Annotated in this window: 18 protein-coding genes; 12 read left to right on the forward strand and 6 right to left on the reverse strand. The window is 71.2% G+C overall.

What is annotated here, in order from left to right; translation table 11 throughout:
* Positions 1–228: 228 nt before the first annotated feature.
* From ACWFR1_RS22485 to araD, 9 genes are all read left to right on the forward strand, one after another.
* Positions 229–1,314 carry an aldose epimerase family protein gene (locus ACWFR1_RS22485; RefSeq protein ID WP_453553822.1) on the forward strand — a complete coding sequence of 362 codons (1,086 nt, stop codon included), beginning with the start codon at positions 229–231 and terminating at the stop codon, positions 1,312–1,314.
* A gap of 459 nt (positions 1,315–1,773) precedes the next feature.
* Entirely contained in the window at positions 1,774–2,775 is a 1,002-nt protein-coding gene (locus ACWFR1_RS22490; RefSeq protein WP_453553824.1) for an ABC transporter substrate-binding protein, read from the forward strand.
* 71 nt (positions 2,776–2,846) lie between these two features.
* Positions 2,847–4,409 (forward strand): sugar ABC transporter ATP-binding protein, encoded by a 1,563-nt coding sequence (locus ACWFR1_RS22495; RefSeq protein ID WP_453553826.1) that lies wholly within the window; start codon positions 2,847–2,849, stop codon positions 4,407–4,409.
* The gene (locus tag ACWFR1_RS22500) at positions 4,406–5,521 is read left to right on the forward strand and encodes an ABC transporter permease (RefSeq protein ID WP_453553828.1); all 1,116 of its coding nucleotides are present in this window, start codon (positions 4,406–4,408) and stop codon (positions 5,519–5,521) included. Before ACWFR1_RS22495 ends, ACWFR1_RS22500 begins: the two co-directional genes overlap by 4 nt.
* Positions 5,518–6,525, forward strand: a complete 1,008-nt coding sequence (gene yjfF / locus ACWFR1_RS22505) for a galactofuranose ABC transporter, permease protein YjfF (RefSeq protein ID WP_453553830.1) — start codon at positions 5,518–5,520, stop codon at positions 6,523–6,525. The genes ACWFR1_RS22500 and yjfF overlap by 4 nt, the downstream gene beginning before the upstream one ends.
* Before the next feature lie 126 nt (positions 6,526–6,651).
* Positions 6,652–7,698: a LacI family DNA-binding transcriptional regulator gene (locus tag ACWFR1_RS22510; protein ID WP_453553832.1), complete on the forward strand. Its 1,047-nt coding sequence runs from the start codon at positions 6,652–6,654 to the stop codon at positions 7,696–7,698.
* A gap of 408 nt (positions 7,699–8,106) precedes the next feature.
* Positions 8,107–9,813: a ribulokinase gene (gene araB, locus ACWFR1_RS22515; protein ID WP_453553834.1), complete on the forward strand. Its 1,707-nt coding sequence runs from the start codon at positions 8,107–8,109 to the stop codon at positions 9,811–9,813.
* 55 nt (positions 9,814–9,868) lie between these two features.
* Positions 9,869–11,377 (forward strand): L-arabinose isomerase, encoded by a 1,509-nt coding sequence (gene araA / locus ACWFR1_RS22520; RefSeq protein WP_453553836.1) that lies wholly within the window; start codon positions 9,869–9,871, stop codon positions 11,375–11,377.
* Between the two features lie 47 nt (positions 11,378–11,424).
* Positions 11,425–12,138 (forward strand): L-ribulose-5-phosphate 4-epimerase AraD, encoded by a 714-nt coding sequence (gene araD, locus ACWFR1_RS22525; RefSeq protein WP_453553838.1) that lies wholly within the window; start codon positions 11,425–11,427, stop codon positions 12,136–12,138.
* Positions 12,139–12,175: 37 nt separating this feature from the next.
* Here the strand turns inward: araD and ACWFR1_RS22530 are convergent, their stop codons facing one another.
* The 5 genes from ACWFR1_RS22530 to ACWFR1_RS22550 form a co-directional block, all read right to left on the reverse strand.
* On the reverse strand, positions 12,176–13,621 hold the full coding sequence (locus ACWFR1_RS22530; protein ID WP_453553840.1) for a GH1 family beta-glucosidase: 1,446 nt from the start codon (positions 13,619–13,621) through the stop codon (positions 12,176–12,178).
* 47 nt (positions 13,622–13,668) lie between these two features.
* Entirely contained in the window at positions 13,669–14,580 is a 912-nt protein-coding gene (locus tag ACWFR1_RS22535; RefSeq protein WP_453553842.1) for a carbohydrate ABC transporter permease, read from the reverse strand.
* A gap of 13 nt (positions 14,581–14,593) precedes the next feature.
* On the reverse strand, positions 14,594–15,598 hold the full coding sequence (locus tag ACWFR1_RS22540; RefSeq protein WP_453553844.1) for a carbohydrate ABC transporter permease: 1,005 nt from the start codon (positions 15,596–15,598) through the stop codon (positions 14,594–14,596).
* A 233-nt stretch (positions 15,599–15,831) separates the two neighbouring features.
* A complete protein-coding gene (locus ACWFR1_RS22545) occupies positions 15,832–17,142 on the reverse strand; it encodes an ABC transporter substrate-binding protein (RefSeq protein ID WP_453553846.1) in 1,311 nt (436 codons plus the stop codon).
* Positions 17,143–17,380: 238 nt separating this feature from the next.
* Entirely contained in the window at positions 17,381–18,394 is a 1,014-nt protein-coding gene (locus ACWFR1_RS22550; RefSeq protein ID WP_453553848.1) for a LacI family DNA-binding transcriptional regulator, read from the reverse strand.
* Positions 18,395–18,736: 342 nt separating this feature from the next.
* On the opposite strand from ACWFR1_RS22550, the gene ACWFR1_RS22555 reads away from it, so the two are divergent.
* Positions 18,737–19,702 (forward strand): glycoside hydrolase family 6 protein, encoded by a 966-nt coding sequence (locus ACWFR1_RS22555; RefSeq protein WP_453553850.1) that lies wholly within the window; start codon positions 18,737–18,739, stop codon positions 19,700–19,702.
* A gap of 101 nt (positions 19,703–19,803) precedes the next feature.
* Complete coding sequence (locus ACWFR1_RS22560) at positions 19,804–21,108, forward strand: glycoside hydrolase family 6 protein (protein WP_453553852.1); 1,305 nt, start codon at positions 19,804–19,806, stop codon at positions 21,106–21,108.
* A gap of 94 nt (positions 21,109–21,202) precedes the next feature.
* Here the strand turns inward: ACWFR1_RS22560 and yicI are convergent, their stop codons facing one another.
* Positions 21,203–23,485 carry an alpha-xylosidase gene (yicI, locus tag ACWFR1_RS22565; RefSeq protein ID WP_453553854.1) on the reverse strand — a complete coding sequence of 761 codons (2,283 nt, stop codon included), beginning with the start codon at positions 23,483–23,485 and terminating at the stop codon, positions 21,203–21,205.
* A 261-nt stretch (positions 23,486–23,746) separates the two neighbouring features.
* Between yicI and ACWFR1_RS22570 the strand changes: the two genes are divergently transcribed.
* Positions 23,747–25,732, forward strand: coding sequence for a beta-galactosidase (locus ACWFR1_RS22570; protein ID WP_453553856.1), 1,986 nt, complete (start codon positions 23,747–23,749; stop codon positions 25,730–25,732).
* The last annotated feature ends 16 nt before the right edge of the window (positions 25,733–25,748 follow it).

Raw genomic sequence — 25,748 nt, forward strand, 5'->3', positions numbered from 1 at the left:
GGCCGCCGCGATCTGGCACAACCACAAGACCCGCCAGCCGGTCACACGATCACTGATCGCCTACGACCACTGATCATTCGGAATGACTCGTCTAGGGGTGTCCTTCTCCGCTCCTAGGGGTGTCCTTCTCCGCCCCTGAGGGGCCGGGAAAGCCCTTCTCCGACCTAGGGACACCGAGAAGGTCCCGTGTGTCGGCATCCCTTCCATCGACGACCTTGGATCACGAAGATGACAGACCAGTACCCTCAGCCCCGCCCACCCGTCTCGGAACCCTTCGGCCGGCTGCCCGACGGCACGAAGGTGCGTCGCTGGTGGCTGGAGAACGGCGGAACGCGCCTGGGAGTCCTCAGCTACGGCGGCATCGTGCAGTCCCTGGAGACACCCGACCGGCAAGGCCGGCGCGCGAACGTGTCGTTGGGCTTCGGAACGCTCGACGCCTATCTCGCCCAGTACTCCTTCCTCGGCGCCCTGGTGGGCCGCTACGGCAACCGGATCGCGCGGGGGCGCTTCGACCTGGACGGGACGCGTCATTTCCTGTCCACCGCCGGAGGCGAGCACACCCTCCACGGTGGCGCGCGGGGGTTCGACCGGCACAACTGGACCGTGCACGGGTTCACCCGCGGCCCTGACGTCGGCCTCGTCCTCACCCATACCAGCCCCGACGGCGACATGGGCTTCCCCGGAACCCTCGGCGTACGGGTCGTGTACACGCTCACCGAGGCGGGCGACTGGCGCATCGACTACCAGGCCGTCACGGACCGGCCCACGGTCGTCAACCTGACCAGCCACGTCTACTGGAACCTCGCCGGCGAGTCCGCCGGATCCATCCACGGCCACGAACTGTCCCTGGCGGGCTCCTGGATGACACCCGTCGACACAGACCTGATTCCGACGGGCCGGCTGGCCCCGGTCGCCGGCACGCCGTTCGACTTCCGGAAGGCCCGGACGATCGGGTCGTACCCGCTGACCGCCGATCCCCAGATCCGGCACGCGGGGGGCTACGACCACAACTGGGTGTTCGACAAGGGGGTCACCGCGACGCCGGAGCCCGTCGCGTCGTTGCGCGACCCCGTCTCGGGCCGCGTCCTGCGCATCGCGACCACGGAACCCGGTATCCAGTTCTACGCCGGCAACTCCCTCAACGGCACCGCCGCGGGAAGCGGCGGCCGCCCTTACCGCCCCGGGGACGGGCTGTGCCTGGAGACACAGCATTTTCCCGATTCCCCCAACCACCCCGAATTCCCCGGTACGGTCCTGCGACCGGGCGAGACCTACCGGTCCTCCACCGTTCACTCCTTCAGCACGGACCGATGACGCCCGCGCCTCCCGCGCCGGGCCGTCCCGCTCGCTCCTCTTCCGGCGAGTGAAGTAGCTGTTAACGCTCACAATCATGGGCTCACGACCGGTCGACCTACGGCCGCACGGGCCCAGGGAGGGCGGGGGAAGTGACCCGCTGCAGGGCGCAGGCACACCGTGTGAGCTCGCCTCATCTCCTGACAACCCTGCGCCCCGACCGCCCTCCCGGCCGATTCGCCGCGCCGCCACCCGCCTCGCCGCCGTCTATCAAGAACAGGTAACGGCCGTACGAGCTCTTGAGTTACGTCTCTGTTAGCGCTCACAATGTGTCTCGCTCGCCCGCACGTCCGCCGTCGGGGCTGACGCTTCGTCCGCCTCGCCTGCCACAACCGCCCCGCGCGCAGCAGCGCCTCCACCGGGCCCCTTCACCTTCTGGACCTCGCCTGGTGTCACGCACGCCTCGAAAGGAAACACGACATGGCCCACAGAGCCCTCCGCGTCATCGCCGCCGCCGTTCTGGCCGGCGGAGTGCTGACCGCCTGCACCACCGAGCCCGTGAACGCCGGCAGCACCGGCGGCGCCGGCAAGGGCTCCTCCGACGGAAAGCTGGTGCTCGGCTTCGCACAGGTGGGAGCCGAGAGCGGCTGGCGTACCGCCAACACCAAGTCCGTCCGCGAGGCGGCCGAGAAGGCCGGTCTCACGCTGAAGTTCTCCGACGCGCAGCAGAAGCAGGAGAACCAGATCAAGGCGATCCGCACCTTCATCCAGCAGAAGGTGGACGTCATCGCCTTCTCGCCCGTGGTGGAGTCCGGCTGGGACACCGTCCTGAAGGAGGCCAAGAGCGCCGGTATCCCGGTGATCCTCACCGACCGCGCGGTCGACTCCGCGGACACCTCCCTCTACCAGACGTTCCTCGGCTCCGACTTCGTCAAGGAGGGTCAGGAGGCCGGCAAGTGGCTCGTCAAGGAGTACGAGGGGACCTCCGAGCCGGTCAACATCGTGGAGCTCCAGGGCACCACCGGGTCCGCGCCCGCCAACGACCGCAAGGCCGGCTTCGCCGAAGTCGTCAAGGGTGACCCCAAGTTCAAGGTCGTCGCCTCCCAGACCGGCGACTTCACCCGCGCCAAGGGCAAGGAGGTCATGCAGGCCTTCCTCAAGTCCCACCAGGACATCGACGTCCTGTACGCGCACAACGACGACATGGCCCTGGGCGCCATCCAGGCCATCGAGGAAGCCGGCAAGAAGCCCGGCGTCGACATCAAGGTGATCTCCGTCGACGGCATCAAGGACGCCTTCGTCGCGATGCAGGAGAAGAAGATCAACGTGGTGGTCGAGTGCAACCCCCTCCTCGGCAACCAGCTCATGGAACTCGTCAAGAAGGTGGCGGCGGGAGAGAGCGTCCCGCGACGGGTCGAGGTCAAGGAGGGCGTCTTCACCCAGGACCAGGCCGCGGCCGCCCTGCCCAGCCGGCAGTACTGACCCTTCCCCGCACGTACCGGACCGGGGGCGGCTCTCGCGCCGCCCCCGACCCCCTCAGGAGAGGAGGGCTGATGGCGGCCCCACCCACCCCCCGCACGCACAGCCACGGCGACCAGCCGGTCCTGGAAGCCCGCGGCATCCGCAAGTCCTTCCCCGGAGTGCTCGCCCTCGACGGGGTGGACCTGCGCCTGTTCCCCGGCGAGGTACACGCGCTGATGGGCGAGAACGGAGCCGGCAAGTCGACGCTCATCAAGGTGCTCACCGGCGTCCACCCGCCCGACGGGGGAACCCTCTCCGTCGACGGCGCCCCCCAGCGGTTCACCGAGCCGCTGGAGGCCCAGCACGCCGGAATCAGCACGGTCTACCAGGAGGTGAACCTCTGCCCCAACCTCTCGGTCGCCGAGAACATCCTCATCGGCCGTGAGCCCCGGCGCCTCGGCCTGGTCCACTGGTCGGCCCTCCACGCACGCGCGGCGCGGCTCATCACCGAACTGGAGCTGGACCTCGACGTCCGCCTCCCGCTGAGCGCGCACTCGCTCGCCGTCCAGCAACTCGTCGCGATCGTCAGGGCCGTGGACGTCCAGGCGAAGGTCCTCATCCTCGACGAACCCACCTCCAGCCTCGACCGGGACGAAGTCGCCCAGCTGTTCGCCCTGGTGCGCCGGCTGCGCGACCGGGGCGCCGCGATCCTCTTCGTCACCCACTTCCTCGACCAGGTCTTCGACCTGTGCGACCGGGTGACCGTCCTGCGCAACGGCCGCCTCGAAGGTGAGTACCGGATCGACGAGCTGACCCCCGTCACCCTGGTGCACCGCATGGTCGGCAGCGAGCTGCGCACCCTCGACGAGCTCGCGGGGACGTCCCACTCGGGCACCGGCACCGCTCCCGGCTCCGAGGACGCCCCCTTCCTGAGCGCCCGCGGGCTGGCTCGTACCGGTTCCATCCAGCCGTACGACCTGGACATCCACCGCGGCGAGGTCATCGGTCTGGCCGGACTCCTCGGCTCCGGACGCACGGAGGCAGCCCGGCTGCTCTTCGGAGCCGACCACGCCGACGAGGGCGAACTCCGGATCGACGGCGAACGCGCCGCACTGCGCTCCCCGCGCGCCGCGATCGCCCGCAAGATCGCCTTCTGCTCGGAGAACCGCAAGGCGGAGGGGCTGATCGGCGAACTCACGGTCCGCGAGAACATCGTGCTGGCCCTCCAAGCCGCGCGCGGCTGGATCAAGCCCCTCTCGCGCGCCCGGCAGGACGAGATCGCCGCCCGCTGGGTCGAGGCACTGGACATCCGCCCGGCCGATCCCGAGGCGCAGGTCCGCAACCTCAGCGGCGGCAACCAGCAGAAGGTGCTGCTCGCCCGGTGGCTGCTCACGGACCCCGAGCTGCTGATCCTGGACGAACCCACCCGGGGCATCGACATCGGTGCCAAGACGGAGATCCAGAAGCTGGTCACCCGCCTGGCCGCGGAAGGCACCGCAGTCCTCTTCATCTCCGCCGAACTCGAGGAAGTGCTCCGGCTGAGCCACCGGGTGGGCGTCCTGCGCGACCACCGGCTCGTCGCCACTCTCCCCAACGACCCGCCCCTGACGCCCGACCGCATCCTGGGTGCCATCGCCACCGGAGCCTCTTCATGACCCCATCTGACGACACGGGCGCCGGGACGCGTCCGGACCCGGCGCCCCGCGCCCGGCGGCTCACCCAGCACCGGTTGTTCTGGCCCGCCGCCGTCCTCGCCGCCCTGCTGCTGGGAAACGTCGCCCTCACCCACGACTTCTTCGCCGTCCGCGTCCAGAACGGGCACCTGTACGGCAGCCTCATCGACATCCTCCAGTTCGGCGCGCCCCTGATCCTGGTGTCGCTCGGCATGACGCTGGTCATCGCCACCCGGGGCATCGACCTCTCGGTCGGCTCGACGGTGGCCATCGCCGGGGCACTCGCCTGCGAGCACATCGCCACCTCGAAGGAGCCCGGAAGCCTGGGCACCGTCATGACGGCGATCGTGACGGCCATCGCCGTCGCCGCCGCGATCGGGCTGGTGAACGGCTTCCTCGTCGCCCGGCTGGGCGTCCAGCCCATCGTCGCCACGCTGGTCCTCATGGTCGCCGGGCGCGGCGTGGCCCAGCTGATCACCGACGGCCAGATCATCAGCGTGTCCAGCAGCGCCTACAAGATGATCGGCGGCGGCTACTGGCTCACGCTCCCCTTCGCCGTCCTGCTGGCCGCGGCCCTCGTCGCCGTCACCTCCCTCGTCACCCGGCGGACCGCGCTCGGCATGCTGATCGAATCGGTGGGCGGCAATCCGGTCGCGAGCCGGCTCGTCGGCATCAGGGCGGGCGGACTGCTGGTCATGGTCTACGTCGTCAGCGCCGTGTGCGCGGCGGTGGCCGGCCTGATGATCAGCTCCAACGTCTCCAGCGCCGACGGCAACAACGCCGGCCTGTGGATCGAGCTGGACGCGATCCTCGCCGTGGTCATCGGCGGCACCGCGCTGACGGGGGGCCGTTTCTCCCTCGGCGGTACGGTGCTGGGCGCACTGATCATCCAGTCCCTCTCGACCACGATCTACACCCTCGGCGTCCCGCCGGAGACCACGCTCGTCTTCAAGGCCCTGGTCGTCATCGTGGTCTGTCTCGTCCAGTCGTCCGCGTTCCGCGCGCGCCTCTCACGCCGTCGTGGACCGGCCGCCCCCGGTGCGGCCCCCGCGGCCGGCGGCGTGGGAGCCCGCAAGCAGGAGGTCCACCCGTGAGCAGCACCCTCGCCTCCCTCAGCAAGCCGCTCCACCGGTTCTCGGCCCGGCACGCCGCGCGCCTGCCGCTGATGGTGACGGCCACGCTGCTGATCGCGATGTTCTCGATCGGCTCCGTCCAGTACGAAGGCTTCTTCTCCGCCCAGGTCCTGCTCAACGTCCTGATCGACAACGGCTTCCTGCTCGTCGTGGCCATCGGCATGACGTTCGTCATCCTCACCGGCGGCATCGATCTGTCCGTCGGTTCCATGGTGGCCCTGTCGACCATGCTGACGGCCTGGCTCGTCGAGCAGAACGGTCTCCCGCTCGCGCTGGCCGTGCCGGTGGTGCTGGCGGTGGGCGCGGGCGGCGGCGCGCTGATGGGCTGGGTGATCCACGCCTTCGAGATCCAGCCCTTCATCGTCACCCTCGCGGGCATGTTCCTCGCGCGGGGTCTCTGCTACATGATCAGCACGGAGTCCGTCTCCGTCACCGACCCGACCACCACACGGATCGCCCAGACACGGGTCCTCCTGCCCGGCGGCCTGTTCGTCTCGCTCGGGGTGGTCGTCGCCCTGGTCGTCCTGGCGCTCGCCTTCGTCGTCCTGCACCACACCCGCTTCGGCCGTACGGTCTACGCTCTGGGCGGCAGCGAATCGTCGGCCCGTCTCATGGGCCTGCCCGTGGGACGGACGAAGGTGGCGGTGTACGCCGTGAGCGGCCTCTGCTCCGCCCTGGGCGGTCTGCTGCTGACCTTCTACATGCTTTCCGGCTACGCCCTGCATGCCGTGGGCATGGAACTCGACGCCATCGCGGCGGCGGTCATCGGAGGGACGCTGCTGACCGGAGGTTCCGGTTTCGTCCTGGGAACCGCCCTCGGCGTGACGGTCCTCGGCCTGATCCAGACGATCATCAGCTTCCAGGGCACGCTCAGCTCGTGGTGGACCCGCATCGTCATCGGCGGCCTGCTGTTCGTCTTCATCCTTCTCCAGCGCCTCTTCGGCGGACGCCGTCCCGCCTTGTAGGCGCCCCGGCGGAGCCGGACACGGATCGGCCGGGATTGTTAGCGCCCACATGTGCGTGACGCACGAGGCGATAGGCTTTTTCCCGCATCGACAACCCACCCGCAAGCAGTCAGAAGGGAAGCGAACGTGGCGCACCCCGCGGAGGACGTCCGCCCGCCGACGATGGCCGACGTCGCACGGGAGGCGGGCGTGTCCCATCAGACCGTGTCCCGGGTGCTGAGCGATCACCCCAATGTGCGGGCGGCCACCCGGGAGCAGGTCACCCTGGCCATCGAGCGACTGGGCTACCGGCGCAACTCCGCCGCGCGTGCGCTGGTGACGCGCCGCACGAGGACGCTGGGCGTCATCGCCGTCAACACCACGCTGTACGGCCCGGCCAGCACCATGACCGGCCTTCAGGAGGCGGCCAGGGACGAGGGCTACCTCGTCTCGACCGTCAATCTGCGCACGGGTGAGGGGCAGGGGCTCAAGGACGCCGTCGATCACCTCGCGTCCTGGGGTGTGGAGGGTGTCGTCGCCATCACCCCCCAGCGTTCGCACGTGCAGGCGCTCGCCGAACTCGACGCGCCCTTCCCCGTGGTGACCGTGGAGGGAGGCCACCAGCTCGACCTGCCGGGGGTCTCCCTCGACCAGGAGCTGGGCGCCCGTATGGTGACGGAGCACCTGCTCGCCGCCGGGCACGGCACCGTCTGGCACGTGGCGGGGCCCGAGGACTGGCTGGAGAGCGAGGCGCGTACCGCGGGATGGCGTGCCGTCCTGGAGGAGAGCGACATCCGGCCCCCGCGTGTACTGGCGGGCGACTGGAGCCCGCTGTCCGGGTACCGGGCGGGACAGGAGCTCGCCGGACTCGCGCTGGCCCGCCGTGGAGCGACACCGGTCACCGCCGTCTTCGTGGCCAACGACCAGATGGCGCTCGGCGTCCTGCGGGCGCTGCGCGAGGCCGGCATCCGTACGCCCGGGCAGGTGGCCGTCGCCGGTTTCGACGACATCCCGGAAGCCGAGTTCTTCCCGCCGCCGCTGACGACGGTCCGCCAGGACTTCACGGCCATCGGGCGCCGGAGCATCGGGCTGCTGCTGGACCATATCGAGGGGCGTACCCGCGAGACCGAGCACCTCTTGGTGGAGCCGCAGCTCATCATGCGCGCGAGCACGCGTCCCGCCGGCGACGCCTGACGCGCCGGACGCCTCCCGCCGCCTCGTCGCGCACGCCGGGCACCTCCCGCCGCCTCGTCGCGCACGCCGGGCACCTCCCGCCGCCTCGTCGCGCACGCCGGACGCCTCTCGCCGCGGCGTCGCGCACGCCGGGTGCCTCGGCGCCGCAGCGTCGCGTACGCCGGGCACACACACCGCACCGCAATCACACCCGCCCGCCCGCCTCACCTTCCGCTCCCTCGCCTCGCGTCGCCTCCGGCAGGCCGCGACCGCTCCACCCCCGCTGTCGATGGGCAGGTGAGCGCTCACGCCCGCACCCCTGTGCCCCTTCCGAATGTTCGACAGAAGCACGCGAGACTCTTGCCGTACCAAATTGTGAGCGCTAACAATTAGCGGGCGCCTCCTGCCCATGACGAGAGAGACCGCATCGTGACCACACACACCCTTCCCGATCCCTCGGACCGCCACGACCCCGAGGCCTGCACCATCGGCATCGATTTCGGCACGCTCTCCGGGCGCGCTGTCGTGGTCCGGGTACGGGACGGCGCCGAGCTCGGTTCGGCGGTCCACGAGTACCGCCATGCCGTCATCGAGGACCGACTCCCGCCGACCGGCACCCCCCTGCGTCCCGACTGGGCCCTGCAACATCCCGAGGACTGGCGCGACGTCCTGCGCACCGCCGTCCCGGCAGCGGTCGCCGACGCCGGAGTCGACCCCGCCCTCGTCGTCGGCATCGCCACCGACTTCACGGCCTGCACCGTCCTGCCGACCACCCCGGACGGCACTCCCCTCGCCCTGACACCCGAGTGGGCCGACCACCCGCACGCCTGGCCCAAACTGTGGAAGCACCACGCGGCCCAGGACCAGGCCGACCGCATCAACGCCCTCGCGCACGCCCGGGGCGAGAAGTGGATCTCACGGTACGGCGGCAAGATCTCCTCCGAGTGGCAGTACGCCAAGGCCCTGCAGGTCCTGGAGGAGGACCCCGCCGTCTACGCCGCCTGCGCCCGCTGGATCGAGGCGGCCGACTGGATCGTCTGGCAGCTGACCGGCAGCGAGTCCCGCAACACCTGCACCGCCGGCTACAAGGGCATCCACCAGGACGGGGCGTACCCCTCGCCCGACTTCCTCGCCCGGCTCCATCCGGACTTCGCCGACTTCCCCGCGACCCGTCTGGAGCACCCGCTGTCACCGCTGGGCTCCCGCGTCGGCTCCCTGAGCGGCCGGGCGGCGCACTGGACCGGCCTGCCCGAAGGCATCGCCGTCGCCGCCGGCAACGTCGACGCCCACGTGGCCGCTCCGGCCGCGGGCGCCGTGGAGAACGGCCGGATGCTCGCCATCATGGGCACCTCCACCTGCCACGTCCTCAACGGCGCCGCCCTCGCCGAGGTGCCCGGCATCTGCGGGGTCGTCGACGGCGGCATCGTCGAGGGCGCCTACGGCTACGAGGCCGGTCAGAGCGCGGTCGGCGACATCTTCGCCTGGTGGCTGCGTCAGGGCGTCCCGGACCACTACCGCGCCGAAGCCGAGGCGGCGGGCGAGGACCTGCACCAGCTCCTCACCCGCAAGGCCGCCGGCCAGCCGGTCGGCGCGCACGGTCTGGTCGCCCTGGACTGGATGAACGGCAACCGTTCCACCCTGGTCGACCACCACCTCTCCGGCGTCGTCGCCGGACTCACCCTCGACACCCGGCCCGAGGACGTCTACCGGGCCCTCCTCGAATCCACCGCCTACGGCACCCGGATGATCGTCGAGGCCTTCGAGGACGGCGGCATCCCCGTCGAGGAGTTCATCGTGACCGGCGGGCTGAGGAAGAACGCCCTGCTCATGCAGATCTACGCCGACGTGCTGCGCCGCCCCGTCTCCCTCGGCACCTCCGAACAGGGACCGGCACTCGGCTCGGCCATCCATGCCGCCGTCGCCGCGGGCGCCCATCCCGACGTCCGCTCCGCCGCCTCCGCGATGGGCAGCGTCCAGCGGCACGCGTACGTACCCGACCCGGCGCGGGCGGACGCCTACGACGCCCTGTTCGCCGAATACCGCGCCCTGCACGACCACTTCGGCACCGGCGTGGACCTCCTCCTGCACCGTCTGCGACGGATGCGCAACACCGCGCGCACCACGACAGCCGACTGACGGACCGCCTCCCGGTCCGCCCCTCCACCCAGCCCCCTCCAGGAGTACACCCGACATGACGCTCGCCCAGCCCGACCGCGAGATCTGGTTCCTCACCGGCAGCCAGTCCCTCTACGGCGACGAGACCCTGGCCCAGGTCGCCGAACAGTCACGCGCGATCTGCGAGACCCTCGCCCACCAGCCCCGGATGACCGTCCGACTCGTGTGGAAGCCCGTGCTCACCGACGCGGCCGCCATCCGTGCGATCTGTCTGGAGGCCAACGCCGACGACCGCTGCGTCGGTCTGATCGCCTGGATGCACACCTTCTCCCCGGCCAAGATGTGGATCGCCGGCCTCGACGCGCTGCGGAAGCCCCTGCTCCATCTCCACACCCAGGCCAACCGTCAACTCCCCTGGGCCACCATCGACATGGACTTCATGAACCTGAACCAGGCCGCCCACGGCGACCGCGAGTTCGGCTTCGTCCAGACCCGCCTCGGTGTCCCCCGCAAGACCGTGGCGGGCCACGTCTCCGCCCCTGACGTCGTCGACCGCATCGCCGGCTGGGCCCGCGCCGCCCTCGGCCGCTCCGAGCTGTCCACCCTGAAGCTCGCCCGTTTCGGCGACAACATGCGCGACGTCGCCGTCACCGAGGGCGACAAGGTGGAGGCACAGCTGCGGTTCGGGGTCTCGGTCAACACCTACGGCGTCAACGACCTCGTCGCCGCGGTCGACGCCGCCGGCCAGGACACCGTCACCGCGCTCGTCAAGGAGTACGAGGACCTCTACGCCCTCGCACCCGAGCTGCGCCCCGGTGGCGAGCGCCACGAGTCCCTGCGCTACGCCGCCCGGATCGAGGCCGGCCTGCGCGCCTTCCTCACCGAAGGCGGTTTCCACGCCTTCACCACCAACTTCGAGGACCTCGGCGGCCTGCGCCAGCTGCCCGGCCTCGCCGTGCAGCGCCTGATGGCGGACGGTTACGGCTTCGGCGGTGAGGGGGACTGGAAGACCGCCGTCCTGCTGCGCACGCTCAAGGCGATGGGGCACGGCCTGCCCGGCGGCACCTCCTTCATGGAGGACTACACCTACGACCTGACGCCCGGTCAGGAGCTGATCCTCGGCGCACATATGCTCGAGGTCTGCCCCTCCCTCACGACGGCGACCCCCACCTGCGAGATCCATCCGCTCGGCATCGGCGGCCGTAAGGACCCGGTCCGCCTCGTCTTCGACGCGGCTCCCGGTCCGGCCGTCGTCGTCGGCATCGCCGACATGGGCGACCGGTTCCGTCTCGTCGCCAACCACATCGACGTCGTCACCCCGCCCGAGCCGCTGCCGAAGCTCCCCGTCGCCCGGGCCGTCTGGCGCCCTCGCCCGGACCTGCGTACCTCCACCGAGGCCTGGCTGACGGCCGGCGCACCGCACCACACCGTCCTGACCACCGCACTCGGCGGCGAGGAGCTCGAAGACCTCGCCGAGATGCTCCGCACAGAGCTCCTGGTCATCGACGAGGACACCACCGTACGGCGCTTCACGCGCGAACTGCGCTGGAACCAGGCCTACCACCGTCTGGCCCAGAGCCTGTGACCGCCCCCGCCCGCACCTCCTCCCTTCCCACCAGGACGGAGCACCCCGTGAGCACCACGGTTTCCCAGGAGCTGCGCCGAGAGGTGCTGGAGGCCAACCTCCGTATCCCCCGCGCCGGCCTCGCCACGCTGACCTGGGGAAACGTGAGCGGGGTGGACAGACAGGCCGGCGTCTTCGTCATCAAGCCGTCGGGAGTGTCCTACGACGCCTTGACCGAGAAGGACCTCGTCGTCGTCTCCCTGGCCGACGGGCGGGTCGTGGAAGGCCAGCTGCGCCCGTCCACCGACACGGAGACGCACCGCAGCCTCTACCTGGCCTTCCCCTCCATCGGAGGCGTGACCCACACCCACTCCACCCACGCCGTCGCCTTCGCCCAGGCCCGTCGCCCCATACCCGTGCTGGGCACGACCCACGCCGACACCTTCAACGGCCCCGTCCCCGTCACCGAAGCCCTCACCCCGGAGCAGTGCGCCACGGACTACGAGTACAACACCGGCCAGGTCATCGTGGACCTGCTGGACCGCGACGACAGCCGGGCCCGTGAGGTCCCCGGCGCCCTGGTCGCCCACCACGGCCCCTTCACCTGGGGCGCCGACGCCACGCGCTCCCTGGAACACGCCGTCATCTGCGAGGCCGTGGCCGAGATGGCCCTGCGCACTCTCGCCCTGGGCGCCGTCGAACCGCCGCAGCACCTGCTGGACCGTCACTTCACGCGCAAGCACGGACCGGACGCCTACTACGGCAACGCCCCGACCGCGTGACCCCACCGCGGCCTCGCGCCGCGGTGGCGCGGGGCGCTCAGAGTCCCGGGACCGAGTTCGCGGCGATGGCCCTGGAGTACCAGCGGGCGCTGGCCTTCGGCGTGCGCAGCTGGGTGGCGTAGTCGACGTGGACGGCGCCGAAGCGCTTCTCGTATCCGTAGGCCCACTCGAAGTTGTCGAGGAGGGACCACAGGAAGTAGCCGCGCACGTCGGCGCCGTCGGCGACCGCCCGGTGAACGGCGGCGAGGTGCTGGTGGAGGTAGTCGATCCGGTCGTGGTCGCTGATCCGGCCGTCGGAGGTGGGGTTGTCGGGGAAGGCGGCGCCGTTCTCGGTGACGGCCAGGGCCAGGCCGGGATGGGCCCGGGCGGTGGCCATGAGGAGGTCGTACAGGCCTGTGGGGTCGATGGCCCAGCCCATGTCGGTGGTGTCGCCGGGCGGGAGGTGGAAGGTGACGTCCTCGGAGCCCGGCCACGGGGAGTGGTCGCTCGCGCCGTGGGCGTGGCCGGCGGCGGCCGCGTGCGGAGTGGGGGCGGAGACGACCGCGGGCGTGTAGTAGTTGATGCCGAGGAGGTCGATCGGGGCGCCGATGGCGGCCTCGTCCCCGGGCTTGACGAGGCTGTTCCAGTCGACGAGGTGACCGGTGTCGGCGAGGAGGTCGGCCGGGTAGCCGCCGGAGAGCATCGGACCGGTGAAGATCCGGTTGCCGACGGCGTCGACGCGTCGGGCCGCGTCGAGGTCGCCGGGGTCCTCGGTGAGCGGACGGACCTGGTGGAGGTTGAGCGAGACCGCGATCTGGGCGTGGGCCGGCAGGGTCGCCCGCAGGGCGGCGACGGCACGGCCGTGGCCGAGGTTCAGGTGGTGGGCGGCGCGCAGGGCGAGGGCGGGATCGGTACGGCCGGGGGCGTGGACGCCGGAGCCGTAGCCGAGGAACGCCGAGCACCAGGGCTCGTTGAGGGTCGTCCACAGCGCGACCCGGTCGCCGAGGGCGTCGGCGGCGAGGGCCGCGTACTCCCCGAAGCGTTCGGCGGTCTCGCGCTCGGTCCAGCCGCCGGTGGCTTCCAGCTCCTGCGGCAGGTCCCAGTGGTACAGGGTGGCGACGGGCTGGACGCCGGCGTCGAGGAGCTCGTCGACGAGGCGGCTGTAGAAGTCGAGGCCGACGGGGTTGACGGGGCCGCGGCCGCCCGGCTGGACGCGGGGCCAGGACAGGGAGAAGCGGTAGGCCTGGAGACCGAGGTGGGACATCAGGGTGACGTCGGTGCGGTAGCGGTGGTAGTGGTCGCAGGCGATGTCCCCGGTGTCGCCGTTGGCTACCTTGCCCGGGGTGTGGGAGAAGGTGTCCCAGATGGAGGGGGTGCGGCCGCCCTCGGCGGCGGCGCCCTCGATCTGGTACGCGGCGGTGGCCGCGCCCCACAGGAAGCCGGTCGGGAAGTGCAGTCGGTCCACAGCGGTGGAGGCGGCGGCGGTGACGGGCGTTGCGGGCATGGCGAAGTACTCCTTCGACGGAGGGTGGTGGACGAGCGGGGAGGTGGTCAGCCCTTGATGGCGCCCTGCGTGATGCCGCCGACGATGTGACGGCCGAAGAGGACGAAGACCAGGAGGAGGGGCAGGGTGCCCATGAGTGCTCCGGCGGTGATGACGGACCAGTCGGTGGACCATCCGGTGCCGAGCCCCGCGAGGGCGACCTGGACGGTGGGATTGGTGGAGCCGTTCATCACGATGATCGGCCACAGGAAGTCGTTCCAGGACTGGACGAAGGTCAGCATGCCGAGGACGGCCATCGCCGGGCGCGCGACGGGGAACACGACGTGCCAGATGACGCGCAGGGAGTTGGCGCCGTCGACCCGGGCGGCTTCCAGGAGTTCGGTGGGCAGGGCCTGGGAGAGGAACTGGCGCATGAAGAAGACGCCGAAGGCGGTGACGAGCACGGGCAGGATCAGCGCCCCGAGGTGGTTGCTCAGCCCCAGGTTCTTCGTGAGGATGAACAGGGGTACGACGCTGAGCTGCGCGGGCACGGCCATGGTGGACAGGACCAGGCCGAGCATGACCTTCATGCCGCGGAAGCGGAGTTTGGCGAAGGCGAAGCCGGCGAGGACGGAGAAGGTGACCGTGCTGACGGTGACGGCCCCGGCGACGAGCGTGGAGTTGAGCAGGGCGACGCCCATGCCACGGCCACCGGCGTTGTGCCACACATAGGTGAGGTTCTTGAACAGGTTGCCGCCGGGCAGCATCGGCGGCGGGCTGGAGACGACCGCGTGGCTGTCGGTGGAGGCCGCGACCAGCGTCCAGTACAGCGGGAACAGCGACGCCAGGGCCGCGAGACCCAGGACGACGTGGGCGAGCCGCCCGGCCCGGTGCTGGCCGCCGGCCGCGCCGGCACGGGCGGACGGTCGCGCCGCCGCCCGGTGCCGGCGGTCGGGGACGGATGTGGTGGTGGTGGTCATGTCGTACTCCACGTCACTGGGAGGCGCGCAGGCGGCGGGTGATCAGCGCGTTGACGAGCCCGATGAGCAGCAGCAGGCCGAACATGGTCCAGGCGACCGCGCTGGCGCGCCCGAGCATGCTGGAGTGGAATCCCTGGTCGTACATGAGGATGCCGAGGGTCTCGTACTGGTGGTCGGTGCCGCCCTGGTGGCCGCTCTGGCCGCCGAACAGGTAGGGCTCGCCGAAGAGCTGGGTGGCGCCGATGGTCGAGACGATCACCGCGAAGAGGATCGTCGGGCGCAGGGCGGGGATCGTCACGTGCAGGAACTGCTTCCAGCGGTTGGCCCCGTCCAGCGCGGCGGCTTCGTACAGTTCGCGCGGCACGGCCTGCATGGCCGCGAGGAAGATCAGGGCGTTGTAGCCGGTCCAGCGCCAGGTGACGATCACGGAGATCGCGAACTGCGAGCTCCACCGGCCCGCCTCCCAGTGCACGGGCCCGGCGCCGAACAGGCCGAGGAGCCAGTTCGCCATGCCGCCCTCGGGGCTGAAGATCAGCGTGAAGACGAGGGTCGCGGCGGCGACGGAGGTGGCGTACGGGGCGAGGAGCGCCGTGCGCAGGAACCCCTGGGCACGGAGCCGGTAGTTGAGGAGATGGGCGAGGCCGAGCGCCATGAGCAGCTGGGGAACGGTGGACAGTACGCCCAGGGTGAAGGTGTTGAGCAGGGCGTTCCAGAAGTAGTGGCTCACCTGACCGGTGAACAGGTCCTCGTAGTTCCGCAGGCCGACCCATTCGGCGCGGTCGACGTTGTAGAGGCTCACCCGGTGGAAGGAGAGCCAGCCGGTGTAGAGGAGCGGGAAGAGGCCGAAGGCGGCGAAGACGAGGAAGAAGGGCGCGACGAGGGCGTACGGCGTGCCTTTGGTGTCCCAGCGGTGCAGGCGGCTGCGCCAGGCGGATCGTCCGGCGGGGCGGGCGGGTGGCGGCGGGGTGTCCCGCCGGTCTGTGGGGCCGTTGCGGCTGGGTGCGGTGGTGGAGGCCACGGGTGGGTTCCTTCGGTGGGTCACGGCCGGTCGCGGCGGTACGTCGGCACAGGGCGTCGGTACGCGGGTACGCCGGTACGCGGGTACACGGGTACACGGGTACGTCGGTAGGCGGGTACACGGGTACGTCGGTACACGAGTACGTCGGTACGTCGGTACGAGGCAGGGCGGCCGGCTCCCCGGTGACCGGCCGCCCCCTCCCCCGCGACGGCGGCCGGGGAGGGGCGGGAGGGCTACTGGATGGTGCTGTCGATCTGGCGGACGGTGGCGTCCCAGGCCTCTTCGGGGGTCTTGCCGTTCTGCTCCATGAGCTGGACGCCGGTGCCGAAGGCCCCGGTCAGGTCGCCTGCCTTCGGGCCGTTCTCGGCGGGGCGGATGGCCTTGGCGGCGGTGGAGAAGATCTGGCCGGTGGCGGCGCCGGGGCCGATGTAGGGGTTCTTGTAGTCGACGACGCCCGGCAGGTCGTAGGCGGCCTGGCTGGCGGGGATGTTGCCGACCTTCTGGAAGACCTTCGCCTGCTGCTCAGGGGCGGTGAGCCAGGCCACGAGCTTCTTGGCCTCGTCGACGTTCTTGCCGGAGGCGGGCACGGCCAGGAACGAACCGCCCCAGTTGCCGGCGGCCGGCGGCTGGGCGATGTTCCACCTGCCCTTGTTGGCGGGGCCGGAGAACTGCTGGATGTTGGACTGCTGCCAGGAGGGGCAGACGGTGGTGGCGAAGGTGGACTTGGAGAAGGCGGTCTGCCAGGGAGTGTCGAACATCTTCAGGCCCTGGCTGGTCCTGCCCTGGACGGCCTTGACGGCCAGGTCCCAGCCGGTCCTCACGCTGGGCGAGTCCTTGTAGGCGAGCTTGCCGTCCTTGTAGTACTGGACGGTGCTGCTGGAGACGACGGCGTTGAACAGTCCGGTGGCACTGTCCATGAAGAAGGTGCCCTTGGGCGCCTCGGCCTGGTACCGCTTGCCCACCTCGACGAACTCCGCCCAGTCACCGGCCCAGAGCTTGCCGACCGACTCGGGGTCGGAGGGCAGGCCCGCGGCCTTGAAGAGGTCCTGGCGGTAGCAGATGGCCATCGGACCGACGTCGGTGCCGAGGCCGATCGTCCGGCCGTCGGCGGTGGTCGCCTGGTCCCACTTCCAGGGCAGGTGGTCCTTCTTGTCGACGCCGGGGGCGTCGGACAGGTCGGCGAAGGCGTCGGCGAGGTCCTCGGAGGTGGCCAGGGCTATGCGGCCGACTTCGAGGGCCTGGACGTCGTCGAGGCCGCCGCCGGACAGCCGGGTCTGCAGGGCGGTCCAGTAGTTGCCCTCGACGGTGGTCGGGTTCTCCTTGATGGTGATCCCGGGGTGTTGCTTCATGTACGCGTCGTACAGCCCGGCCTCCTTGTACCCGAAGGTCCCGAAGGTTCCGACGGTCAGGGTGATCTTCCCGTCGGCGGAGGCGGCGCCGTCCTCGGAGGCCCCGCAGCCGGTGAGGGCGAGCGCGAGGGCGACGGCTGCGGAGGTGACGGCGGCGGAGCGCGTGCGGGCGCGCGACATGGACAGGCGGGACATGGCATCTCCTCGATGCGTCAAAGGGGTTGTGGGGTACGCCGGGCAGAGCCCCGCCTTGTCGGCGGGGGCGCGGGGTGGGCCTTGGGAGGCCGGGGAGAGCGGGCCCTGGGGCGTCCTCCCGGATTGGGAGCGCTCCCAAAAGAGGCTGGCGGAACCCTCCCCTCCTTTTGATGGTCTGTCAAGAGGGAGGCCGGGAGGGAAGGTGGGGAAGTCCGCGGGGTGCCCGCGGACTTCCCCGTCAGGCGCTGGCGCGGGTGACCAGGCGCGTGGGGAGGATCAGCGGCGTGGGGTCCTGTCCGTTGATGAGCGCGACGAGCATGCGCGCCATCTCCTGCCCGAGCGCCTTGATGGGCTGATGGACGGTGGTCAGGGGCGGATCGGCGATCTGGGCCACGGCCAGGTCGTCGAAGCCGACCACGGCGATGTCGCCGGGGACCGGCCGGCCGGCCTCGCGCAGCGTACGCAACGCCCCGGCCCCCATGTTGTCGTTGGCGGCGAACACCCCGTCCAGGTCCGGATGGTTCGCCAGCAACCGGGCCATGGCGACGGCTCCGGTGGACTCGGTGAAGTCCCCGGCCTCCGGCGGACACGGTTCGAGGCCCGCCGCCAGCATGGCGTCCCGGTAGCCGCGGTACCGGGCGCGCCCGACCTCGGTGTCCAGACGCCCGGAGATCGTGACCACCCTGGTCCGGCCGGTCGAGATCAGGTAATCGGTCGCCTGGCGCGCCCCGCCGACGTTGTCGACGTCCACGTACCACCGGGGGTCCAGACCGACCGGGCGTCCGCCGAACACCACGGGCATCTCGGCCTCTTCGGCCAGCCGGGCCAGGGGATCCTCCTCGCGCAGCGCCATCAGCATCACGCCGTCGGCGCCTTTGGCCCGGATCAGCTGCTCCACTCGCCTGCGCCCCCGGTCGGAGGCGGCCAGGCAGAGCATGAGGTGCAGATCGGCGTCCTCCAGCGCGGCCGACGCCCCCACGATCACCTGGGCGAAGAACGGATCCGCGAAGATCGACGGATCCTCTCCCGATATGACCAGGGCGGCCGCCCCGGTCTGACGGGTCGCCAGTGCGCGAGCGGTCGGATTGGGTACGTAGCCGAGCCGGTGGACGGCCTGTTCTACCGCCTCGCGTTTGCCCCTGCTGACGTGCGGGGCGTTGTTGAGCACACGCGAGGCCACCGACCGCGAGACGCCGGCCAGCTCGGCCACCTCGTCGAGCGTCGGCTGCCGGCGTGGCACGCCTTCCGTCATGAACCTGCCCCGTTCTCTTGCCACCGGAAGACTGGGAGCGCTTCCAGTTCCAGGACTGTAAACCCTTCTCGCTGTCGTGTGAAGTGCTGGTTAAACGGCGGCACTTGACAGGACGTTCAGGGCGTCACACGATACCGCCCACACCCCAAGGCCCACGGATCGCACTGTGGTAGCGCTTCCAGTGGGAGCGCTTCCACGGTATCCACGGGCCTCGGGTGTGCAGTAGTCCCCGCCGGTGCGCCGCCGGCACCCGGGACGTCGTACACCGCACTTCCTCAGTGCGCCGCCCGCTCAGGACGAGAGCGTGCGGCGCGTCCGCCGCCAGGAGATCGAGGTACAGCCATGCGCCGCAGATTCCGCGCCCTCGCGGCAGCCTTCCTCGCGCTGCCGTTGTCGCTCGCCGTCGCGCCGTCCGCACACGCGGCCGATCCGACCACCATGAGCAGCGGGTTCTACGTGGACCCGAACTCCACCCCGAAGCAGTGGGCCGCCGCCAACCCCGTTGACGGCCGGGCGCCCGCGATCAACGCGTCCATCGCCAACACCCCGATGGCCCGCTGGTTCGGCTCCTGGAGCGGAACCATCGGCACCGCGACGGGCGCTTACGTGGGGGCGGCGGACCAGGGGGACAAGCTGCCCGTCCTCGTCGCCTACAACATCTACCACCGCGACTACTGCGGCGGGCACTCCGCGGGCGGAGCCGCCTCGCCGTCCGCGTACGCGACCTGGATCGCGCAGTTCGCCGGCGGGATCGCCAACCGTCCGGCCGTCGTCCTCCTCGAACCGGACGCCATCGCGGACTACGGCTGCATGAACCAGACCCAGATCAGAGAACGCGAAGGCATGATCACCGGCGCCGTCGCCGAGTTCAACCGCCAGGCGCCCAACACCTGGGTCTACCTCGACGCCGGCAACCCCGGCTGGGTGAGCGCGGCGACGATGGCCCAGCGCCTCCACGTGGCGGGCCTCCGGCAGGCCCACGGCTTCTCCCTCAACATCTCCAACTACTTCACCACCGCCCAGAACACCGCGTACGGCAACGCCGTCAACGGCGAACTCAGCGCGCGCTACGGCTACACCAAGCCGTTCGTCGTCGACACCAGCCGCAACGGCAACGGCGCCAACGGCGAGTGGTGCAACGCCGCGGGCCGCCGCCTCGGTACCCCCACCCAGCTGGGAGGCGGCGCCGAGATGCTCCTGTGGGTCAAGACCCCGGGCGAGTCCGACGGCGACTGCGGTGTCGGAGCCGGCTCGTCGGCCGGACAGTTCCTCCCCGAGGCCGCCTACAAGATGATCTACGGCTACTGATCCACGGTTACCGACCCCGCACTTCCTGTGGCCCGGCATCAGCCCGCCCCGCGACCGGGCCGCAGGGCCCCCACCCACCCGTCCTTCGACCAGGAGCATTCATGAAGCCACGCAGCCTACGGCGCCGGGTGACCGCCGCCGTCGCGGCGGTCACCGCCTGCGCCGCCCTGACCGCGACACAGGCGCAGGCCGCCACCGCGCCGGCCGTGCCCGCGCAGATCGTGCCCGCGTCCGACACGGTCACCCCGGACACCACGTTCTATGTGGACCCGCACAGCAAGGCCGCCAAGCAGGCGCTCGTCGACCTCCGTGCCGGCGACCTCGCGAACGCCGTGAACATGGCCAAGGTCGCGAGCCATCCACAGGCCGAGTGGTTCACCGAGGGCACACCGGACGAGGTCCGCCTCAAGGTGAACTCGCTCGTCCGCAAGGCCCGGGCGGTCGGCCGGACCCCGCTCCTGGTCGCCTACAACGTGCCCGGCCGGGACTGCACGCAGTACTCCAGCGGCGGAGCCGCCTCCTCCGCCGCCTACCGGCAGTGGATCGACGCCTTCGCCGCCGGGATCGGCGACAGCAAGGCGGTCGTCGTGGTCGAGCCCGACGGCCTGGCCCTCCTTCCCCGGGACTGCGGGCCCGCCGTGGACCCGACCGGCGAGCTCACGGCCGCCCGGATCGCGGACCTCGAGTACGCCGTCAGGACCATCAAGTCCCGGCCTGGCACCGCCGCCTACCTCGACGCCGGCAACGTCCTGTGGCGGGGCGTCGGCGACATGGCGCAGCGACTCCTCGACGCCGGGGTCCGGTACGGCGACGGCTTCGCCCTCAACGTCTCCAACACCCACCCCACCGACCACAACGCCAGGTACGGCACCTGGATAGCCAAGTGCATGTGGTTCGCCACCGAGGGACCCGAGTACGCGCGCGGCCACGCCGACTGGTGCGCCACCCAGTACTACTCGCCCGCCGCGCCCAACGACGGCACCCCCGGCAACGCCGTCGACTCCGCCGACCCCACGACCTGGCGCTGGACCGACGCCTGGTTCGACCAGAACGTCGGCACCCCGCCGGCCGACGCCCTGCACCACTTCGTCATCGACACCAGTCGCAACGGTCTGGGCGCCTGGACCCCGGAGCCCGGCAAGTACAGCGGGGACCCGGAGATCTGGTGCAACGCGCCCGGCCGTGGCCTCGGTGCGCGTCCCACCGCCGACACCGGCGTCCCGCTCGTCGACGCCTTCCTGTGGATCAAGATCCCCGGCGAGTCCGACGGCAGCTGCACCCGCAACACCGGCGGCACGATCGACCCCGAGTACGGCATCGTCGACCCGCCCGCCGGTACGTGGTGGCCCGACCAGGCACACACGCTCGCCCGCAACGCGGCCCCCCGGCTGACGTTCAACCGCTGAGCTCCGGCCTTCCCCCGTCAGCGTCCGTCCGAACTGGGACACCAGCACCCCGACCCCGTTCTTGCGGGCCACGCGCGCCTCGGGTCCGTACGGCTCAGAGCGGGTAGGGGAGGTCCGCCTCCCGGCGGCCGGCGGGGCTGGTGTGCAGGACGCCCTCCGGACCGCCGATCCGCAGCCGCCAGGAGTGCGGGCTGTCCGTGGTGACCCGGAGCCGGTCACCCGTACGGATCAGGTGGAAGCGGGCCGCCCCGCCGGGGCCGTCGGAGCGGGGGATCACGACGGTGCGCTCGGCTCCGTCCGCGAGGGCGTGCACGCGCAGTTCGACGCCGTCCGACCATGCGGAGACGGGACGCTGGTCGTCCGCCCCGAGCGGGATGACCGAGTCGGGCCGGGCGAGCAGCGGGAGCGTGTGGAAGCCGTGCCGCTCGCGCACCCATCGGGGGCCGGTGACCCGGTCGCCGGTCAGGACGTTCGTCCACGTCCCGTCGGGCACGTAGTACTCGACCGTGCCGTCGTCGGTGAAGACGGGGGCGACGAGCAGGTCGTCCCCGAGCATGTACTGCCGGTCGAGGGTGGCGGCGGCCGGGTCGTCGGGGAATTCGAGCACCATGGCCCGCATCACCGGCACGCCGGTGGTGTGCGCCTGCTGGGCGGCGCGCTGGAGGTACGGGGCGAGGCGGTGCTTGAGGAGGGTGAACTCGCGGGTGACGTCGACGGCCTCCTCCCCGTAGTCCCAGGGCACGCGGTACGACTTGCTGCCGTGCAGGCGGCTGTGCGAGGACAGCAGACCGAACTGGACCCAGCGCTTGAAGACGGTCGGCGTCGGGGTGCCCTCGAAACCGCCGATGTCGTGGCTCCAGAAACCGAAGCCCGACAGGCCGAGGGAGAGCCCGCCGCGCAGGGACTCGGCCATGGCGTTGAAGTGGGACTCGCAGTCTCCGCCCCAGTGCACCGGGTACTGCTGGCCGCCCGCGGTGGCGGAGCGGGCGAAGAGCAGCGCCTCGCCCTCGCCGCGCACCTCGCGCAGCAGCTCGAAAACGGACTGGTTGAAGAGGTGCGTGTAGTAGTTGTGCATCCGCTCCGGGTCGGAGCCGTCGTGCCAGACGACGTCGGTGGGGATGCGCTCGCCGAAGTCGGTCTTGAAGCAGTCCACACCCATGTCGAGGAGGGTGCGGAGCTTGTCCGTGTACCAGGCGCGGGCCGCCGGGTCGGTGAAGTCCACCAGGGCCATGCCGGGCTGCCACAGGTCCCACTGCCAGACGCCGCCGTCCGGGCGGCGCACGAGGTATCCCTCGCGCATGCCCTCCTCGAAGAGCGCGGACCGCTGCGCGATGTAGGGGTTGATCCAGGCGGAGACGCGCAGCCCCCGCTCCTTGAGCCGTGCCAGCATGCCGGCCGGGTCGGGGAAGGTGTCGGGGTCCCACGCGAAGTCGCACCACTGGTAGGCGCGCATCCAGAAGCAGTCGAAGTGGAACACGCTGAGGGGAATGCCGCGTTCCGCCATGCCGCCGACGAAGCGGTTGACGGTGGCCTCGTCGTAGTCGGTGGTGAAGGAGGTGGTCAGCCACAGGCCGAGCGCCCAGGCGGGTGGCAGCGCGGGGCGGCCGGTGAGGGCCGTGTAGCGCTCCAGGATCTGCTTCGGGGTGGGGCCGTGGACGACGAAGTACTCGAGGACCTGGTCCTCGACGCTGAACTGGACCTGGCCGACGGACTCGGAGCCGACCTCGTACGAGACCCTGCCCGGGTGGTTGACGAAGACGCCGTAGCCCTGGTTCGTCAGGTGGAAGGGGACGTTCTTGTAGGCCTGTTCGCTGCTGGTGCCGCCGTCCGCCTGCCAGATGTCCACCGCCTGCCCGTTCTTGACCAGCGGGGTGAACCGCTCCCCCAGGCCGTAGACCAGCTCGCCGACCCCCAGGGAGAGCCGGCCCAGCATGTGGTGCCGGCCGTCGGTGTCGGTGACGAAGCCGGTGCCCCGTGCGCCGGCCGAGGTCAGCACGCGTCCGCCGGCGGTGAACTCCAGGAGCCATGGCCCTGCGGTGTCCACCCGCACGGCCAGGTCGCCGGAGGCGAGTTCCACCACGTCGCCGTCCCGGTGCACCTTGCCCGCGTTCCGCTGCTCGCCGGGCCGGGCGAACTCCGGGCCGCGCCGCACTCCACCGGCGTGGTGGGTCGTCCGCACCCCGATCACGCCCTCGGCCGGTGACCAGCACTCGACGGTCAGGAGCGGGCTGTTGAGGGTGTCGTTGCGACCGGCCACCCGCTTCACGGGCGCGTAGAGGGTCACCCGGTGCTCGCCGGCCCGGACGTCGGCGACCTCGGTGGCGTAGCTTGCGGTCACTCCTGGGCGCATCAGCCAGTAGCCGTCGGTGAACTTCATCGTGCGGGTTCCTCCGCCCGGTAGCCGATCGTCGAAGCGCATCGACAGTTGCATTCACCCCGCTGACCTGTCAATAAGAGCCACAAAGAAGGTTTGCTTCTGCTGAACCCCTTGTTTCGCGCGAAACAAGTCCGTTACGTTCCCCAGCCAGGTGAAGCGATTCGACGCCGAGTTGAGGACGGGGGACCTCACCATGCGCTTCCCATCTCCCGGGCCGTCACCGTCGTCACCGCTCCGCCCCACGCGAAGGAAGTGCTCCAGATGGACGTCCGCCGGCTCACCGACCGCCTGGGCGGGCTCGCCTTCGGCGGGGACTACAACCCCGAGCAGTGGGACGAGGAGGTGTGGAAGCAGGACGACGAGCTGATGGCCCGGGCGCGGGTCAACCTGGCGACGGTGGGCGTCTTCTCCTGGGCCCTGCTCGAACCGGAGGAGGGCCGCTACGACTTCACCTGGCTCGACGCCCACCTGGAGCGGCTGCACGCGAACGGTGTCGCCGTCGACCTGGCCACGCCGACCGCCTCGCCGCCGCCGTGGTTCTCCCTGGCCCACCCCGACGCCCTGCCGGTCACGCCCGACGGCACCCGGCTGACCCACGGCAGCCGGGACACCTACTGCCTCGCCGCCCCCGCGTACCGCGGAGCGGCCCGCCGGATCGCCTCCGCCCTGGCCGAGCGGTACGGGGACCATCCCGCCGTGGCGCTGTGGCACGTGCACAACGAGTACGCGACCCTCTGCTGGTGCGACCACACGGCCGCGGGCTTCCGGGTCTGGCTGCGCGCCCGGCACGGCTCCCTCGACGCCCTCAACGAGGCCTGGGGGACGGCGTTCTGGAGCCAGCGGTACACGTCGTGGGAGCAGATCCAGTCGCCCCGCTCCACCCAGTGGCACAAGAATCCGGGCCAGGCCCTGGACTTCCGCCGCTACTGGTCCGACGAGGCCCTCGGCGCCTACAAGGAGCAGCGCGACGCGATCCGCGAGCACAGCGACCGGCCGGTGACGACCAATCTGATGGTGCCCGGCTACCAGAACCTGGACCTGTGGGCCTTCGGCCGCGAGGTCGACCTGGTCTCCATCGACCACTACCCGACCGCCCCCGGGATGGACGCGGCCGCCGACACCGCCTTCGGCGCCGACCGGGCCCGCTCGTTCGGCGGCGGCGCTCCTTGGCTGCTGATGGAGCAGGGCACCAACACGGTGTACGCCGAGGGCGGTGTCCTCGCCAAGGAGCCGGGTGACATCCTGCGCCACACGCTCGGGCACATCGCCCGGGGTTCGGAGGGCGCGCTGTTCTTCCAGTGGCGCCAGTCCCGGGCGGGCTCCGAGCAGTGGCACTCGGCGATCGTCCCGCACGCCGGGCCGGACAGCCGCGTCTTCCGTGAGGCCACGGCCGCCGGCGAGGCCGTGGCCCGCCTCGGCGAGCTCGCCGGTTCCACCGTACGGGCCGAGGTGGCCGTCCTGCACGACTCCGACGCATGGTGGGCACTGGAGACCGACGGCCTGCCGTCGGCCGGACTCGACTACCACTCCGCGCTGAGCCGCGCCCACCGGGCGCTGTGGGACGCCGGCGTCACGGTCGACTTCGCCCACCCGGAACACGGCCTGAGCCGCTACCGGTTCGTCGTCGCCCCGGCCCTGTTCCTGCTCTCCGACACGGGCGCGGAGAACCTGCACGGATACGTCGAGGGCGGCGGAACCCTGCTCGTCCAGTACGCCGGCGGCTGTGTCGACGAGCGCCTCCACTCCCGGCTCGGCGGCTACCCGGCCGCGCCGCTGCGCGAGGCGCTGGGCGTCCGGGTCGAGGAACACCGGCCGCTGCGACGGGACGAGCAGATCACGCTCTCGGACGGTTCGCCGGCCGGCGTCTGGAGCGAGTCCCTGCGTACGGAGGGCGCCGAGGTGATCGCCTCGTACACCCACGGCACGCAGGCCGGCGGGCCCGCCCTCACGCGCCGCGGGTTCGGCGCCGGCCACGGCTGGTACCTCTCCACGCGCCTCGACGACGCCGCCTACACGGCGCTGATCGCCCGGCTGCTCACGGAAGCCGGCGTGGCACCGGAGGTGCCCGGTCCGCTGGCCGGGGTCGAGGCCGTCACCCGCCACGCCCCGGACGGCCGCCGCTGGCAGGTGCTCATCAACCACGGCACCGACGCCGTACCGCTGCCGGAGCCCGCCCACGACCTGCTGACCGCCGCCACCGCTCACGTGCTGCCGCCCGGCGGCTGCGTGGTCCTCCGCAAGGACTGAGCGGGAGGGACGCCGA

The organism is Streptomyces sp. NPDC055103 (assembly GCF_053607625.1).